This is a genomic window from Nannocystis bainbridge (assembly GCF_028368995.1).
Classification (GTDB): Bacteria; Myxococcota_A; Polyangia; order Nannocystales; family Nannocystaceae; genus Nannocystis; species Nannocystis bainbridge.
Window position 1 is genome coordinate 617,377 of the sequence record NZ_JAQNDL010000001.1, and the last position, 16,303, is coordinate 633,679.

Below are 16,303 nucleotides of genomic sequence, written 5' to 3' on the forward strand. Positions count from 1 at the left end.
GCGCCGGGGCCGGTGCTCCAGGAGAAAATCGGCGACGTCACGGCGACATTCTCTCGCCACGCGGGTGACGCCGGCCTGATTTCACAGTCGCCACGAACTGGGGACTGCGTTGAAATTTCACATACAAATTTGTGAGTGCAGGACCTGCGCGGGGCCGCTTTGAACGTTCGTTCAGTGCAGCCGCGAAGGCCGCAGGGGGGCGGAGATCGGCCCCGGAAGCCAACTTACGCGATCCGCGGCGGTGTGCTGCGATTGTTGGGGGCTGTCCCGAGGACCAGGTGGTCCCCGAACGACGTCACGCGCAGTGCAATGCGTGTGATCGCCGTTACGCACGCCCTCACGCGCGCGACGAGGTCCGGGGGCCGCGCCGTGCGGGCCACCGTCACCACGCCGGGGAGCTCCGCTGGCGCTATGCCCCGGACCGCGACGGCAGCGGCGGGAACAGCGAGGTGCGGGCCTGATAGCAGTGGAAGCAGGCCGGCGCGTAGCTCTCGGCCCCGCCGAGCTGGATCTGCTCGCCCTCGGTGACCGCCTCGCCGCCGCCGTGGCGGAGGTTGAAGATCGCCTTGCGGTTGCAGAACTGGCAGGTGACCTTGACCTCCTCGATGCTGTCGGCCAGCTCGAGCAGGCGCCGCGAGCCCTCGAACAGCTCGGTGCGGAAATCGGTGCGCAGGCCGTAGCAGATGACCGGCGGGCCGCCGTGGGTCAGCACCCGCAGCTGCTCGATGAGCCGCGCGCTCAGGAACTGGGCCTCGTCGACGAGCACGCAGTCGACGCCCACGAATTGGGCGGGGTCGAGGACGCTGTCGCGGTCGAGGAGGATGTCGGCCGCGGCGTGCAGGCCGGCGCGGGAGGCGATCGCGCCGGCGCCGAAGCGGTCGTCGATCCGCGGCTTCAGCAGCAGCACCCGCTTGCCCTGGCTGCGGTAATTGTGGGCCACCGCCAGCAAGTTCAGGGTCTTGGCGCTGTCCATGGTGCCGTGACGGAAGTAGAGCTTGGCCATGCGGGCGCGTGGATGGTGCCTCGCCGGGCGCCGCGCTGTAAAGCCGCCGCAAGTCGCGGCGCGCCGCGAAATGTGGCCACCACCCTCCACGGGCCTCGGGCGGGCTGCTAAAGTCGGCGGCGAATGCCCCTTCAGCTCATGAGCGTCGTCGGCTTCGTCGTCCTGCTCGGCGTCGGCTACGCCCTCAGCCGCGATCGCAAGGCGGTGTCGCTGCGGGTGGTGCTGTGGGGCGTGGCGCTGCAGTGGATCATCGGCCTGCTGCTGCTCAAGCTGCCGCAGGGCGGCGAGGGCCTGGCCCACGCGGCCAGGGCGGTGCAGGCGGTGCTCGACCACGCGTTCGTCGGCTCGGGCTTCCTGTTCGGCCCGCTCGGTATGCCCAATGGCGGCGCCACCGGCATCGGCATGATCTTCGCGTTCCAGGTGCTGCCGACGATCGTGTTCGTCGCGGCGCTGTTCGCGGTGCTCTACTACCTCGGGGTCATGCAGCTGATCGTGCGCGTGCTGGCGCGGGCGATGGTCCACGTGTTCGGCGCCAGCGGGGCCGAGTCGCTGTGCATCGCCGCCAGCATCTTCATGGGCCAGACCGAGGCGCCGCTGACGATCCGGCCGTTCCTCAGCAAGCTGACCGAGTCGGAGCTGTTCACGGTGATCGTCGCCGGCATGGCGTCGGTGTCGGGGGCGATCCTCGGCGCCTACGTGCTGTTCGGCGGGGTGCGGATCGAGCACCTGCTGACGGCGATGGCGATGACGGCCCCGATCTCGCTGGTGTACGCCAAGCTGGTGGTGCCCGAGACCGGCATCCCCGAGACGGCCGGGATGGTCCGCGACGCGCCGGTCGAGAACAACCGCAACATCCTCGAGGCGGCCGCCAGCGGCACCAGCGACGGCCTGCGCCTGGCCGCCAACGTCGGCGCGATGCTGATCTCGTTCGTCGCCCTGGTGTCGCTGCTGAACGCGGTCGTCGGCCTGATCCCGGCGTTCGGGGCCCCGCTGTCGATCGAGCGCGTGCTCGGCTGGGGCTTCGCGCCGATCGCCGCGCTGATGGGCATCCCGTGGTCCGAGGCGACCACCGTCGGCGGGGTGCTCGGCACGCGCATGGCGGTCAACGAGATCGTGGCGTTCCAGCAGCTGCACGCGGCCGCCGGGCTCGACCCGCGCACCGTGGCGATCGCGACCTTCGCGGTGTGCGGGTTCGCCAACCTGTCGAGCATCGGCATCCAGATCGGCGGGCTCGGGGCGCTGGTGCCCGAGCGCAAGCCCGACATCGCCCGCCTCGGCCTGCTGGCCCTGGTCACCGCCACGCTCGCCAACTTCTCCACCGCCTGCGTCGCGGGCGCGCTGCTCTGAGCCCCGCGCCTCGATCGGGCGAGCAAGCCAGGAACCACAAGACATGTCCACCGAACTGGTACCGATCCTCGACATCCGCCGCTTCGACCGCTCGGACGACCCGCGCGAGCGAGAAGGGTTCGTCCGCGCGCTCAACCACGCCTACCGCGAGATCGGCTTCGTGGCGGTGTCGAACCACGGCATCCCCGACGCGGTCATCGCCGACGCCTACCGCGTGATCAAGGAGTTCTTCGAGCTGCCGATCGAGCAGAAGCTGGCCTACCGGGTCGGCAAGGGCGGCGCCCGCGGCTACACGCCGTTCGGGGTCGAGCACGCCAAGGACAGCCCGGCGGTCGACCTCAAGGAGTTCTGGCACGTCGGCCGCGAGCACGTGGCGGGCGCGGCGTGGACCAGCCACTACCCTCCCAACATCTGGCCGACCGAGGTCGCCGGGTTCCGCGAGGCGACGTGGGCGCTGTACCAGCAGCTCGAGGCGCTCGGCGACCGGGTCCTGCGCGCGGTCGCCCTCGGCCTCGGCCTCGACGAGCGCTACTTCGAGGACAAGACCGACCACGGCAACTCGATCCTGCGCCCGATCCACTACCCGCCGCTCGCGCCCGGCCGCGGCGACCCCGGCAGCGTCCGCTCCGGCCAGCACGAGGACATCAACCTCATCACCCTGCTCATCGGCTCCGGCGAGCCCGGGCTCGAGGTGCTGAGCCGCGCCGGCCAGTGGGTGCCGGTGACGACCATCCCCGAGGCGATCGTGGTCAACGTCGGCGACATGCTGCAGCGCCTCACCAACGACGTGCTGCGCTCGACCACCCACCGCGTGGTCAACCCGCCCTCGCCCTACGCCGAGGTGCCGCGCTACTCGATCCCGTTCTTCCTCCACCCCAACTCGGAGTTCTCGATCGAGTCGCTGTCGACCTGCGTCACGCCCGACAACCCGAACCACTACCCGGAGCCGATCACGGCCGACCAGTACCTGACGCAGCGGCTGATCGAGATCGGGCTGCTCAAGCCGCAGGCGTGAGCGCTTCGGCGGCGCGCACAGTGACCTGGCGCCCGGGACATGTCTGAAGCGACAGGCTCTTCGGGACCTGCCGCATCGGACATGTCCGCCGGGACAGCCCGACTCAGCCGTCCTGCTGGGCGAGGTGTTTGGCCAGGGTCCTCATCACGACCGAGACGCGGGCGTCCTTGCGCAGGTCGGGGTGGGTCAAGATCCACGCCGGGCGGGTCAGCGGGGCCGTGCTGGCGCGGAACTGCTTGAGCTCGACGAGCTCGGGGTGCTCGGCGGCCAGGCGCGCGGGCATGAGGTTGAGGCCGACGCCGGCGGCGGTCAGGTCGACGAGCAGGCGCCGCGACGGGGTGGCGAAGGCGATGCGGTCCTTCGGCACGTGCTCGCGCTCCCACTGGCCGAGCCAGGTGGTGTGGAGCGGGGCGCCGAGCACCAGCCAGCGCGCGTGCTCGGGCTCGGCGGCCAGCGCCCGCGCGCCGTAGACGCCGAAATGGACCGGGAACAGCTTGCGCCCGACCAGGGTGTTCGGCGGGTCGGCGAGCAGGCCGAGGCCGATCTCGGCCTGGCCCTTGCGCAGGCTCAGGCCGGCGTCGGAGATGTGCACGTCGACCCGCAGCAGCGGGAAGGCGGCCGCGAGCGCGGCGATCGGCGCGACCAGCAGCGGGCCGAAGCCGTCGATGGTGGTGACCGTGATGGTGCCGCGCACCTCCTCGCGGCGGTCGCGGGCGCGGCGGGTGATGCCGGCGAGCGTGGCGCTGGTGCTGCGAGCCAGCGCCGCGAGCTCGCGCCCGGCCGGGGTGATGCCGCGGGTGCGCTCGAGGCAGGCGAACCCGACGGCCTGCTCGAGCGCGGCGATCCGGCGGTAGACGGTCGAGGCGGCGACGCCGAGGTCGCGGCCGGCCGCCGTCGCCGAGCCGAGGCGCTCGAACGCCTCGAGGAACCGCAGGTCGTCGAGCGAGGTGAGCATCCGACGCGGCGGCTCAGCTCTTGAAGAAGCGCAGCATGCTCTCGATCCAGCCTGGCTTTCCGGTCAGCTGCTCGAGCTCGCCGTCGTCGAGGAACACGCCGTTGCAGGCGAAGCACTTGTCGACCTTGACGTTGCGGAACTGGACCTCGGCGAGCTCGCTGCCGCACTTGGGGCAGCGCATCCAGTGCAGCCGCTTCTGGCTCTCGCGCTCGTCCGTCGAGATCTGGGACTGACGGATCTGGACCGCCTCGCGCCGGCGCACCAGGTCCTCGCGCTGCTGCTTCTCCTGCTCGCTCAGAGTTCCGCTGCTCATCGCGCCCTCCCCGGGCCCCAGCGGCGGCGACCGCTCAGGGCGACTTCTTCCCGACCGGCAACAGGTCCCCCGGATCTTCGGGCGGGGGGGTGTTCTTGCCGGTGTTGTCGTGCTTGGCGAGGTAGTTGCGGGCGGTCTGGTTGCCCGGCTCGACCTCGACGAGCTTGCGGTAGTACTCGACGGCGACGCCGTGCTTGCCCGCCAGCTCGGCCGCGCGCGCGGCCCCGGCGATCGCCTCGCGGTTGGCGGGCGCCTGGCTGACGGCGCGCTTGAACCACGAGAGCGCGGAGTCGTGGGTGTTCTTGGCCAGGAAGCCGGTGCCGAGGCACAGGCACAGGTCGAGGTTGCGCGAGCCGCCGAGCTTGTCGTGGGCCTGCAGCAGCAGCTTGATGCCGCCGTCGGGGTCGCCGCCGCGGACCTTGTCGCAGCCGGTGGTGATGAGCGTGCTGGTGGCCTCGCCCTCGGGCGACGGCGTGGGGCGCACGATCGGGCGCGAGCCGGGCTCGCCCGCGGGCTGGATCGGGTCCTCGGGCGGGGCGCCGGCGCCGGCCGGATCGCCGGGCGTCGGCTCCGGCGGCGGCTCGGGCGGCGGCGGCAAGGTCTCGCCCTTCTCGGCGGCGCTGCGGTCGAGCGCGGCCCGCAGGGCGACCGCGGCCTGCATGTCGCCGACGCGGCCGAGCACGCCGTCGAGCACCTTGCGGGCGCCCTCGTCGTCGCCGCCGCGCCACAGCGCCAGCGCCAGCAGCGACTGGTGGAGCGCGCTCGGGTTGGGCACGCCCTGCAGCGAGGTGATGAGGCCGCTCGGGATCGGGGCCGTGGGGTCGCGCCACAGCGAGGCGCCGACGACCAGCACGCGCAGCTCCGGCGCGGCGCCCTCGGGCGGGGCGTCGAGCTTGCCCTGGGCCAGGGCCAGCAGCGCCTGCACGCGCGCGGCCTGGGCCGGGTCGGCGCTGGCGCTGGCGGCCTCGACGAGCGCGCCGGCGTCGGCCAGGTCGGCGTCGACGGCCTGCGGCAGGGCGCGGTCGGCCGGCTCGAGCATGATGGCGATCTGGGCCGACAGCACGCGCAGCAGCATGACCTCGGCCTGCGTCAGCTTGGCCGCGGCGACGATCGCCGGGTCGCGCTCGGGGTCGTCGACGACGCGCTCGAGGTCGGTGATGGCCTGCCGCGTCTTGGCCAGGCCGAGCGTGCGGATGGCGTTGCGGGCCGCCGCGAACTCGCTCGGCTCCTGCGCCGGCGGCCGGCCCTCGCCCTTGACGGCCACCACCGGATCGCCGCCGAGGTTGAGCAGGCGCTCGCGGATGCCGGGCACGCCGAACACGAGGCCGAGCGCGACCAGCACGCCGCAGAGCGCGTAGACGCCGGCCGAGCCCTTGTTCGGGCTCTCGACCTTGACGATGACGACGTCGGGCGCGCGCGGGCCGTCGGCGATCATCGAGGGACCCTGCGAGTCGAGGATCGGGTTGGAGCTCAGCGTCGAGGTCGGCGGGACCGAGATGGCGGCGCCGGCGACGGCGGCGCTGACGGCCGCCGAGGTGGCCGAGCGCTCCTCGCCGACCGGGCGCCGCTCGGACGCCTCGAGCTCCGACGAGCGCTCGCCGAGCCTGGCTGAAAGTTCAGGTGCGGGCCGCGACGACTCCGAGCCGGACCGCGGCGACTTCTCGCGCGCGGCGCGTTCGCTGGCCCGCTGGCCCTCGACCCGCTGGACCGCCGCGGCCACGCTCTGGGCCGCGCGCCGGGCCAGGTCGGACACCAGGATCGGCTGGCTGCGCTCGCGGGTGTCGACGTCGCGCGGGCTGTCCTCGTCCTCGACGCGCGGCATGCTGTCGCTGCTGACCGCCTTGGTGACGGCGTCGAGCATCGACGACACGTTGCCGGTGCGCCGCTGCGAGCGGGTGGCCCGCGGCGGCGGCGACGGGGTGTCGAACTGCGGCGGCGCCGGCAGCGGGCCGTCGTCGTCGAGCAGCTGCAGCGCCGGCTCGGGCATCTCGCCGCCGAGGTCGAAGCGGTGGGTCTCTTCGCGGCGCACCGGCGCGGGCTCGTCGACGCCGGTGCCGAAGGTCGGCGGCGGGCCGAGCTCCATCGCCGAGGGCGCCTCGATCGCGCGGAACATCCGCGACAGGCCCTCTTTGCCGATGAACAGCGGCGAGAACTCCGGGATCTCGCCCAGCTTGAGCCAGAACTGGCCGGTGTGGGAGATCTGGTCGTCGGGGCGCAGGCGGCCGTCTTCGACCTGCTCGACGATCTCGCGCAGCGTGGGCAGCTCGAACAGGTGCTTCTCGACCGTCGCCATGCGCCACGGGCCGCCGCCGGCCTCGGGCTCCGGCTCGGGCTCGGCGTGGAACATGTGACTGCACACCGAGCACCGCAGCGTCACGCCCTCGGGACCGACCTGGCTCGGGTCCAGGTCGAACTCGGTGCTGCATTTCGTGCAACGGATAATCAAGGGCTAGCTCGCTGGCGGCACCATAGCACAAAGCAGAAGGGGGCGGACAGCTGTCAGCCGGCGCCCGAACCCGGCGCCACCGACATCACCAGCGAGGCCACCACCGCCACGAGGGACAGCCCGAGGAACGCGGCGAACAGCTTCATCGGCAGCGGCGGACGGTACTGCGGCTCGAGCCCGGCTTCGGCCTTGCAACGCGGGCACTGGAGCTCGCCGCCGTCGCCGTCCGTCCCGGCAGGCGCCGTGATCACGTAGTGGCAGCGGGAGCAGTGGTACTGCATGGCTCATGGGGTACTCTGGGCCCGCTGTCGTGTCAACCACGGCACGCCTCCCCTGCAGCCCCGAGCCGCCGGCGGCACGCCGTTCCCGACCGGCTGGCGCTCCCCCGCTCCCCTCCCCGCTCCCCACCCCCACGCTCCCGACCCACGCTCCCCCCACGAACGGGAACCATGCAAACCCCGGCGAAGGTGCTCCTGATCGAAGACGATGTCCGCCTGGCCGAGCGCACGGCGGAATACCTCCAGGGCCACGAGCTCGCCGTCGAGGTCGCCGGCGACGGCGAGACCGGGCTCGCTCGCGCCCTCAGCGGCGAGCACGACGTGATCCTGCTCGATCTCATGCTCCCGCGCCTCGACGGCCTCGAGGTCTGCCGGCGCCTGCGACAGCGATCGGCGCTGCCGGTCATCATGCTGTCGGCGCGCAGCGAGGAGATCGACCGCATCCTCGGCCTCGAGCTCGGCGCCGACGACTACCTGCCCAAGCCGTACAGCCCGCGCGAGCTGGTGGCCCGGATCCGGGCGGTGCTGCGGCGGGCGGTGCCGTCGCCGGAGGGGCCGGCCAGCACGCTGCGCTGCGGCCCGCTGGTGGTCGACCGCGCCCGCCGCCGGGTCGAGGTCGCCGGCGGCGCGTGCGACCTGACGGCCCATCAGTTCGACCTCCTGTGGCTGCTGCTCGAGGCCCGCGGCCAGGTGCTCTCGCGCGAGCAGCTGTACCAACGTCTGCGCGCGCTGAGGGGCCAGCCGCCCGGCACCTACGACCCCTCCGTCGACCGCAGCATCGACGTCCAGCTCAGCAAGATCCGCGGCACCCTGGCCGCCGCCGACCCTCACGCCGCGGGCCTCATCCGCACCGTGCGCGGCGTCGGCTACGTGCTCGACGACTCGCCCGAGGGCCCCGCGTGAGCGAGCCGGCCCTGCGGCCCCGCCTGGCCGGCCTGTCCCGCTGGCGCCGCGGCCTGTTCGGCCGCGTGTTCTTGACCTTCTTCGCCGCCGTACTGGCGTTCGTGGCGCTGGCCTCGATCGTCCAGTTCGCCACCCGCGAGCGCCACGACGCCGGGTGGGTCGAGACCACCGACGCCGCGGTCGAGGCCCACAAGCCGGCGCTGCTGGCCGCGCTGGCCGGCGACGGCGACCTCGAGGCCACGGTCGCGACCCTGGCCCGCGCGCTCGAGCTGCGCCTGGCCCTGCGCGACCTGGACGGCGCCCACCTCGCCGGCGACCGAAGCACGCCGCCGCTGCGCCCGCTGCGGCCGCGCCAGCGCAGTCGGCTCGAGCGCGGCGCGCCGGTGATGCTGCGCGAGAAGTCGGGCGAGCCGCAGCTGGCGTTCGCTATCGGCGACCGGGCGGTGCTGATCGCCGACACCGGCGATCACGCCAGCCGGCGCAACCGCAACCTCGCGCTCGGCGTGCTCGGCCTGGTCGGGCTGCTCGGCGCCTCGGCGTGGCTGCTGGCGCGCTCGCTGACGCGGCGGCTGGCGCTGCTCGAGGACGGCGCGGGCCGCATCGCTCGCGGCGAGCTCGGGCACCGCGTGAAGGTCGACCCACGCGGCGACGAGATCGATCGCCTGGGCCAGGAGATGAACGACATGGCCTATCAGCTCGGCGAGCTGCTCCGCGGCCAGCGCTCGCTGCTGACCAATGTCTCGCACGAGCTCAAGACCCCGATCGCCCGCCTGCGCGTGCTCGCCGAGCTGCTGACGGAGCGCGCCGAGACGCTGCCCGAGCACCCGGCGAGCGTGCGGATCCGCCAGGGCGCGCTCGAGCTCGAGCAGGACCTGAGCGAGCTGGCCACGCTCGTGCAAGACCTGCTGACCTCGGGCCGGCTCGAGCTGTCGGGCCCGCACGCCTCGCCGGTGCAGCGCACGCCGATCGACCTGGCGCCGTTCCTGGCCCGCCTCGGCGCGCCGGTCGCCGCCGAGGTCGAGGTGACGCCGCCCGAGCTGACGCTGGTCGGCGACCCGCTGCTGCTCGACCGCCTGATCACCAACCTGCTGAGCAACGCCCGCCGCGCCTGTCCGCAAGGACATGTGTGGCTCACGGCCAACAGCGGCGGCGAAGGCGTCACGATCGCGGTCGAGGACGAGGGTTCGGGGATCCCGCCGGCCGAGCGGGCGCGCGTGTTCGAGGCGTTCTACCGCCTCGACGACGCCCGCGCGCGCGACCACGGCGGCGCCGGCCTCGGACTCTACTTGTGCGCGCAGATCGCTCGCGCCCACGGCGGCACGATCGCCGCCGAGGGCCGCGCGCACGGCTCCGGCGCCCGCCTGGTGGTCCGCTTGCCGCTCGCTGGCCCGCCCGCGGCCGTGCTATAGGCGCCGCGTGGACAGCTACAAGCAGCGCTTCATCGACCTCCTCGTGCGCCACGAGGTGCTCCGCTTCGGCGACTTCACGCTGAAGTCGGGGCGCCGCTCGCCCTACTTCATCAACGCCGGCCAGCTGCGCACCGGGGCCGCGATCGCCGGCCTCGGCGAGGCCTACGCCGAGTGCCTGCAGCGCGAGGGCCTGCAGTGCGACCTGCTGTTCGGGCCGTCGTACAAGGGCGTGCCGCTGGCGGTGGCGACCGCGATCGCGCAGGCGCGGGCCGGCAGCGACGTCGCGTTCTGCTTCGACCGCAAGGAGGCCAAGGACCACGGCGAGGGCGGCGTGTTCGTCGGCACCGCCCCGTGGGACGGCGCCCGCGTGGTCGTCGTCGACGACGTGATCACCTCCGGCAAGTCGATCCACGAGGCCGCCGAGCTGCTGCGCAAGGCCGCGGCGGTGACCGTGGCCGGGGTCGTGGTCGCCGTCGATCGCATGGAGCGCGGCCGCGGCTCCGTCAGCACCCTGCAGGAGCTGCAGGCCGAGCTCGGCGCGCCCGTGCGGGCGATCGTCACCATTCGCGAGATCGCCGCTTACCTCCACCCGCGGGTGATCGACGACGCGCGCCTGCGCGCCATCGAGGGCTACCTCGCCGAGCACGGCGCGTAGTGCTACGGTGAGGCCGTGCGTCGCTGCGGGATCCAGGCTGTCCTTTGCGCCCTGTCCCTCGGCGCATGTCCTGAAGACCAGGCCCAGGACCCGCTCGACCCGGAGCTGCTGATCGCGCTGAGCGAGGCCGGCGGCGACGGCCGCGGCGAGGCGCACAGCGGCCGCTACGTCACCACCGGCGAGGTGCTCGAGTGCGACTGCCCGACGCGCATGGGCGTCGACCTGTGCGGCGGCGGCTCGGCCCAGCTGATCGGCATCGACGGCCCGGCCAAGGTCGTGCAGATCGATGGGTGGCTGACCTTCCAGCCCGAGGTCGCGGCGCTGCCGTGGGCGCTGTCCGGCGCGATCGACCGCGACCGCGGCTTCGCCCTCGGCGGCATCTCGGGGCTGGCCATCGGCCTGTTCACGGTCGGCCTCTACGCCCGCTTCGACGGCGAGTTCACGGCCGAGGGCGGCCTGCGCGGGGAACTCGCCCATCGCCTGCTCGGCGAGCTCCCCGACGGCCGCATCGACTGCCGCACCACCTACGCAGTGACGGGCGCGCGCACACCCGACGCCTGAGCGCCGCAGTCGCGCAGGCATCGGAGCGCCGTCACGCAGACGCTGCGTCGCCGCCGTGCCTCGAGGCGCCGACTCGTGAAGCGGGCCACCGCGATCCGGCAGAAGCCGGTGCGGTTGCCCGAGGGCCGGCCGTCCTGCGGCCGCCCGATCGCGGCTCACACCCGCGGGCCCTTGCGCTCGCCCCGGTCGCCCCGGCCGTCGCGGCCGCCGTCACGCCCGCCGCGGAAGTGGCCCTTGCCCTTGCCTTCCTTGTGCTTGGCCTTGAACTCCGCCATCTTGGCCCGCTGCGCCGGGGTCAGGACCGCGTCGATCTTGGCCTTCATCGCCTCGCGCTCGCTCTTGGCGACGGTCTCGTGGGCCGCCAGCTGCTCGCGCAGCGTCTTGACCTTGGCCGCGTCGAACGAGGGCTTGGCGTACTCGGCGGCGATCTGCTGATTCAGGTCGCGCATGGCCGAGCGCTCGGCCTTGATGGTCGGCTTGTGGCTGTCGCGGATCTGCGTCAGCTGCGTCTGCTGGGCCGCCGAGCATTCGAGCTTCTCGCACATCTTCGCGCCGCGGTCGCCGTGGTGCTTGCCCGCCTCGGCGTCGCCCGCCGCGAACATGGTCAGGCCAAACACAGTCGTCATCACCAGCTTCGAAATCGTGGTCAGCATCGTGGTTCCTTTCGTCTCGGCTGGTTCGACGCGGCCCCGGCTTCGCTATGCGCCCCGTCGCGCAAAGCGGGGGCCACGGGGACGTAAAGCGAGCGTAACCGGAGGGCATCGGCGCTCTCCGCGGCGCTGCGGACCGCGCCGGAGCGTACGGCTCATCCATAAAAGACCCGGCGGTAACCCGAGCCGGGGTCATGGCGCTGGAGGCGTGACGACATCGGCGCGCTCGCCGTCCCATCGCACACCTGCCCTTTCAGACAGGCGCCCACGCCGCCGCCTGCGCTTTCGGGCAGGCCGCGCGTCGGCCCGCCTGCCCGTTCGGGCCGGCGCCTACTCCGCCTCGCCCGGCGGGTGGAACACGTAGTTGTGCTGGGCCTGGCGGGCCGCGCGGGGGAACTCGAGCCGCAGCACCACCTTGCGCAGGCAGTCCGACAGCGGGCTCGGTGCCATGCGCAGCTTCAGCACCTTGCCGCCGCGGCCGACCAGCGCGACGACTTCGACGTCGCCCGGCCCGTGCTCGTCGTAGCACTGGCGGACCCGCGGCGAGCGGTTGGTCCGCAGCAGGACCTTGCGGAAATCGCCTGCGCTCAGCTGATCGGCGCCGCCGTTGCCGGGCGCCGCGTCGTCGATCGCCTCGCCGGCCGAATCGACCGCCACCAGATCCTCCTCGGGGGCCGGCGTCGGCGTCGGCGCGGCCGGCTCGGGCTGGGCCACCCGCGCCAGCGTGGATGCCTCTTGGGACATGTCCGAACGGCCAGCCGTCGGCGTCGCCGGCGACTCTGGTTTCGGCGGGTGGTTGATCGCCGGCGGCGTGCCCGGCTTGTCGGCGGTGGCCCAGGCCTGCAGGCGCCAGCCGATCAGCGCGCACAGCCCCGCGATCACCAGCAACCCGAGGGCCAGCTGGGTGTTGTTGCGGCTGGCGGGCGCCGGGCCGGCCCAGGTCGGCTCGACGCGGGTCGCCGGCGTCGTCATCGACGCGGTCACCGGGGCGCTGGGGGCCGTCGTCGAGGCGCTGAACGACAGCGACGGCCGCTCGCTCGCGTTCGGCGGCGGGATGATGAACGCCCGCGGGTCGCTCAACGAGGCCTGGGGCTCGCTGGCGGGCTCGGGCGCGGGCGCGGGCGGCGACGCGGCCGCGGCCGCGGCCGACAGCGGCGATGCGGCCACCGGCGGCGCCGTCGGCGGGCGCAGCGGCGGCTTGGTCGCCGGCCGGCTCGCCGACCTGGCGGGCCGACTGTCGGGCTTGCTGGCCGGCTTCGCCTCGGCGCGGCTCTCTTGCTTGCTCGCCGGCTTGCTGGCCCGCACCGGCGTCGCGGCCGCCTCGGGCTCGAGCTCCTCGACCAGCGCCGAGAGCGACGTGAGCGACGAGGCCGACAGCCCCTCGGGCTCGTCGTCCCTGACGTCGGGCAGCTCGGGCTCGACCTCGTACGACAGCACCGCCAGGTTCGGCGGCGGCTCGATGCGATGCAGGCCGGTGTCGATCGTGACCTGCCCCTTCGACGGTCGGTACGGCAGGTCGGCGCTCTCGAACACCTGGTCCCACGCCGAATCGATGGCGCCCTCGGCGTGCTGCGCCGCGTCGGCGACCCCTGGCCGTAGCGCATCGATCTCGGCGGCGCGCAGCTGCTGCGCCCACTCGGCCGCGCTCGGCCGCGAATGCCCGCGGACAACCTGCGCGATCGGGGCCAGCCACGGCGCCTCGGCCTCGCCCTTGCCGACCACCTCGAGCAGCACCGCCGCCAGCATCGACACGTCGGCCGACACGGCCGGCTCGGCGCCGGACAGGTGCGACGGCGCCTGCACGTCGAGGTCGACCAGCTTGACCCCGGCGTGGCTCCACACCAGGTTGCCCGGCGAAATCGCCCCGTGCGGGGCCCCGAGCGCGTGCAGCGTGGCCAGGCCCTCGGCCAGCTCGGCCGCCAGCTTGAGCAGGCCGGCGCCCTCGAAGCGTGGGTCGTTCTCGGCGTGGTAGAGGTTCTTGCCCTCCGCGTGCTCCATCACGGCGTACCACAGGCCGCCCATGGTGCCCTCGGCGAGAACCGCGGCGACGCACGGGTGGCGCACGCCGAGGCGCCTGCGGGCCCGCTCGGCGATCCGTCCGACCACCTCGCGCTGCTCCGGCGCCGCCAACACCTTGACCACCACCTGCTGGTTGCTGGCCTGGTCGCGGCCCGAGTAGACGCAGCCGAGGTCGCCGGAGCCGAGCAGCTCGGTCAGCACGTAGCGGCCGCCCAGCACGTGGCCGCGCAGGTCGCCGAGCACCTCGACCTCGGACGGCTTGCCGCCCTGCCCGACCGGCCCGCCGAGCATCTCCGGCAGCGGATCCTCGTCGAGCGGGATCGAGTGCATCGTCCAGCTGCGTGGCCGACGCGGCTTGGGCCTGGAGTCGGGAGGACTTGCCGGTACAACCATGAGCGGGGGTGGCGAAAGCGTGCAACGGTTGGCGCCCGCGGTCAACGGCCTGCCCGCGGGCCGGGGTCCGCTCTTGCGCTCGCGCGGCCGCCCGCCGCCCCCACTACAGCAGGTTTCGCCGGCGGAACTCCCCGCGCAGCTTGGTCAACGCCTGTTCTTGCAGCTGACGGATCCGTTCACGCGACAGCGAGTAACGCTCGCCGATCTCCTTCAGCGTCAGCTCCGGCTCCTCGCCGATGCCCATCCGCTTGCGCAGGATGTCGGCCTCGATCGGGCTGAGCTGGCCGAACACCTCTTGCAGCTGCGACAGCAGCAGCGCGGCGTCGATCTGCTCGGCCGGCGCGACATGGGTCGGATCCTCGACAGCGTCGAGCAGCGACAGCCCGCTGTCGTCGGACAGCGGCTGGTCGAGGCTGATCGGCGCCTCGACCAGCGACCAGCGCATACGCGCGATCCGCTCCGTGCTGACGCCGGTGAGCGAGGCCAGCTCGCTGTCGGTCGGCCGGCGGGCGTGCAGCGCCTCGAACTCGCGCCGCGCGCGACTGACCTTGTTGTAGGCGTCGATCATGTGGACCGGCAGCCGCACGCTGCGGGCCTTGTCGGCGATCGAGCGGCTGATGGCGTGGCGGATCCACCACGAGCCGTAGGTCGAGAAGCGGAACCCCTTGCGGTGGTCGAACCGATCGACCGCCTTCATCAGGCCGATGTTGCCCTCCTGGATGAGGTCCTGCAGCGGCATCTTGCCGTGGTTGTAGCGGCGCGCGATCGTCACCACGAGGCGCAGGTTGGCGCGCACGAACGCGTTCTTGGACAGCACCAGCGCGTGGTGGTCGCGGCGAACGGCGGTCGCGTACTGGAAGAACGGCGCGCTGCCGCGGCGCGGCAGCTTGACCTTCATGCCGAGGCCCGACCCGACCCCGAGCTCGACGCTGGCGATGTCGGCCAGGATCTGGTCCGACACCACGCTGTCGACGTCGGCGAGGCCCATCTGCTCCGCCAGCGCCTCGCGCGCCGCCTCGAACGCCTTTTGATGGGTGAGCAGGTCGCGGTCCCGCAGCGCCCGCGACGTCTGACGCATCGCCGTCAGCGCCGCCACCGGCGAGGTCTCGGGCGGCAGCACCTCGGAGGCGAGGCCGCAGATCCCGTCGACGAACGGCGGGTAATTCAGGATCGAGCGCCAGAAGCCCTTGCGCAGCTCGGCGATCTGGACCGCCGCCGCGAGCTCCTCTTCCTTGGTCATCACCTCGACCCCGGCGAGGTCGCGGAAGTACGGCGCGAGCAGGTTGCCCGCCTCCGTGGCGACGCTGACTGCAGAGACGGAGGCGTCGCTCTCGACGGATTCGCGGGCGGGCGCGGGGGTGACGACGGCATTCGGCGATTGACGCAGCATGTGCAGTCCTTTCGTTCGCCGCTCACGATCGCAGGCGCGCGATCAATCGGGCGTCAGGACAGCAGGAGCCGCGATCAAGAGCCGATCAAGGCCGTGCCTGCGCCTGTGACCCGGATTCGTGCGCCTGCACCGCCGCCTCGACTTCGACGTGTCCGCGCAGGTACGCGACGTAGACGATCACGGGCACCGTGTAGCGGAACGCCGGACCGGCCAGCTCCCACAGGCGAATCGCCTGATAGATCGGCCCTCCGGCGCGGCGCAGCACCAGCTTGAGGCCCGCGCGCAGCAAACTTTGCCGCACCTGCACCACCGCCGCCTCGCGCAGCTTGTCGGTCGCCACGTGCGCCGCGCGGCCCGGCAGCAGCGCCTTGCGCTCCGGCTGCGTGTGGGTCTGGAAGTCGTGAAGCACCGAGAGGTCCGGGACCCCCTCGGCGTAGGTCTCGCCGGCGTGGAACCCGTCGATCAGCACCTGCTGAATGTCGGTCGGCAGGGCGTCGAAGTTGGCGTCGAGGGCGTAGTGGACCACGCGGTGCTCGAGCGCCGGGAGCCCGCCCTCGGCTGGCTCTTCGGACAGGCGCAGCTCGGCCAGCGCGTCGCACACGATCTGCAAGTACGACTGTTTACCGGGCCCGGTGCGCCCGAGAACGCTGTGCGAGCCGAGCCGCGAGATCCGCTCGATCACCGCCGCGACCCGGTCGTCGCGCGTCGATCGGGGGTCGCGGAGCCGGCGGTCGACCCACAACAGGCCGGACGGCGGCCGGCCCAGGAACTCGATCAGCACGGCCAGCTCCGCTTCGCTGCAGGCCATCAGCACGGGCGTCAGATGTTCGTCGACCATGGTCGCCCGCAGGGTACTCCTCGCGCGGCCCGCCGGCCATCGCCTGCGCACCACGGGCCCTGGCCCCCCCGGCGCGAGCACGCGCTCTCAGCCATTGAGACGGCCGGGCCGGTCGGGCAAGATCGGCG

The 16,303-nt window shown here is 73.0% G+C and carries 15 protein-coding genes; 6 read left to right on the top strand and 9 right to left on the bottom strand.

Going from position 1 to position 16,303, the window contains the following annotated elements; translation table 11 throughout:
• Nucleotides 1-409: 409 nt before the first annotated feature.
• Nucleotides 410-1,003, bottom strand: a complete 594-nt coding sequence (locus POL25_RS02435) for a thymidine kinase (RefSeq protein WP_272084156.1) — start codon at nucleotides 1,001-1,003, stop codon at nucleotides 410-412.
• A gap of 123 nt (nucleotides 1,004-1,126) precedes the next feature.
• Here POL25_RS02435 and POL25_RS02440 point away from each other — a divergent pair, with 123 nt between their 5' ends.
• Nucleotides 1,127-2,350, top strand: a complete 1,224-nt coding sequence (locus POL25_RS02440; protein ID WP_272084157.1) for a NupC/NupG family nucleoside CNT transporter — start codon at nucleotides 1,127-1,129, stop codon at nucleotides 2,348-2,350.
• Between the two features lie 43 nt (nucleotides 2,351-2,393).
• Nucleotides 2,394-3,365 carry an isopenicillin N synthase family dioxygenase gene (locus POL25_RS02445; RefSeq protein ID WP_272084158.1) on the top strand — a complete coding sequence of 324 codons (972 nt, stop codon included), beginning with the start codon at nucleotides 2,394-2,396 and terminating at the stop codon, nucleotides 3,363-3,365.
• Nucleotides 3,366-3,468: 103 nt separating this feature from the next.
• Here the strand turns inward: POL25_RS02445 and POL25_RS02450 are convergent, their stop codons facing one another.
• Genes POL25_RS02450 through POL25_RS02465 form a run of 4 tightly spaced genes read right to left on the bottom strand, consistent with a single transcriptional unit; the run spans nucleotide 3,469 to nucleotide 7,360 of the window.
• A complete protein-coding gene (locus tag POL25_RS02450; protein WP_272084159.1) occupies nucleotides 3,469-4,320 on the bottom strand; it encodes a LysR family transcriptional regulator in 852 nt (283 codons plus the stop codon).
• 13 nt (nucleotides 4,321-4,333) lie between these two features.
• Nucleotides 4,334-4,633: a TFIIB-type zinc ribbon-containing protein gene (locus POL25_RS02455; RefSeq protein WP_272084160.1), complete on the bottom strand. Its 300-nt coding sequence runs from the start codon at nucleotides 4,631-4,633 to the stop codon at nucleotides 4,334-4,336.
• 34 nt (nucleotides 4,634-4,667) lie between these two features.
• Nucleotides 4,668-7,079: a zinc-ribbon domain-containing protein gene (locus POL25_RS02460; RefSeq protein ID WP_272084161.1), complete on the bottom strand. Its 2,412-nt coding sequence runs from the start codon at nucleotides 7,077-7,079 to the stop codon at nucleotides 4,668-4,670.
• Nucleotides 7,080-7,132: 53 nt separating this feature from the next.
• Nucleotides 7,133-7,360, bottom strand: coding sequence for a hypothetical protein (locus POL25_RS02465; RefSeq protein ID WP_272084162.1), 228 nt, complete (start codon nucleotides 7,358-7,360; stop codon nucleotides 7,133-7,135).
• Between the two features lie 168 nt (nucleotides 7,361-7,528).
• On the opposite strand from POL25_RS02465, the gene POL25_RS02470 reads away from it, so the two are divergent.
• The 4 genes from POL25_RS02470 to POL25_RS02485 are packed head-to-tail and all read left to right on the top strand — an operon-like array spanning nucleotide 7,529 to nucleotide 10,885.
• Nucleotides 7,529-8,260, top strand: coding sequence for a response regulator transcription factor (locus POL25_RS02470; protein WP_272084163.1), 732 nt, complete (start codon nucleotides 7,529-7,531; stop codon nucleotides 8,258-8,260).
• The gene (locus tag POL25_RS02475) at nucleotides 8,257-9,669 is read left to right on the top strand and encodes a HAMP domain-containing sensor histidine kinase (protein WP_272084164.1); all 1,413 of its coding nucleotides are present in this window, start codon (nucleotides 8,257-8,259) and stop codon (nucleotides 9,667-9,669) included. Before POL25_RS02470 ends, POL25_RS02475 begins: the two co-directional genes overlap by 4 nt.
• Before the next feature lie 7 nt (nucleotides 9,670-9,676).
• Nucleotides 9,677-10,324, top strand: a complete 648-nt coding sequence (pyrE, locus tag POL25_RS02480) for an orotate phosphoribosyltransferase (RefSeq protein ID WP_272084165.1) — start codon at nucleotides 9,677-9,679, stop codon at nucleotides 10,322-10,324.
• Between the two features lie 15 nt (nucleotides 10,325-10,339).
• Nucleotides 10,340-10,885 (top strand): hypothetical protein, encoded by a 546-nt coding sequence (locus POL25_RS02485; protein WP_272084166.1) that lies wholly within the window; start codon nucleotides 10,340-10,342, stop codon nucleotides 10,883-10,885.
• 155 nt (nucleotides 10,886-11,040) lie between these two features.
• Here POL25_RS02485 and POL25_RS02490 read toward each other — a convergent pair whose 3' ends face one another.
• The 4 genes from POL25_RS02490 to POL25_RS02505 all read right to left on the bottom strand — a co-directional run bounded on the left by POL25_RS02490 (nucleotide 11,041) and on the right by POL25_RS02505 (nucleotide 16,175).
• A complete protein-coding gene (locus tag POL25_RS02490) occupies nucleotides 11,041-11,538 on the bottom strand; it encodes a Spy/CpxP family protein refolding chaperone (protein ID WP_272084167.1) in 498 nt (165 codons plus the stop codon).
• A 327-nt stretch (nucleotides 11,539-11,865) separates the two neighbouring features.
• Nucleotides 11,866-13,884, bottom strand: coding sequence for a protein kinase domain-containing protein (locus POL25_RS02495; protein WP_272084168.1), 2,019 nt, complete (start codon nucleotides 13,882-13,884; stop codon nucleotides 11,866-11,868).
• A 166-nt stretch (nucleotides 13,885-14,050) separates the two neighbouring features.
• Entirely contained in the window at nucleotides 14,051-15,337 is a 1,287-nt protein-coding gene (locus tag POL25_RS02500) for a sigma-70 family RNA polymerase sigma factor (protein ID WP_272084169.1), read from the bottom strand.
• 85 nt (nucleotides 15,338-15,422) lie between these two features.
• Nucleotides 15,423-16,175, bottom strand: coding sequence for a hypothetical protein (locus POL25_RS02505; protein WP_272084170.1), 753 nt, complete (start codon nucleotides 16,173-16,175; stop codon nucleotides 15,423-15,425).
• Nucleotides 16,176-16,303 lie beyond the last annotated feature (128 nt).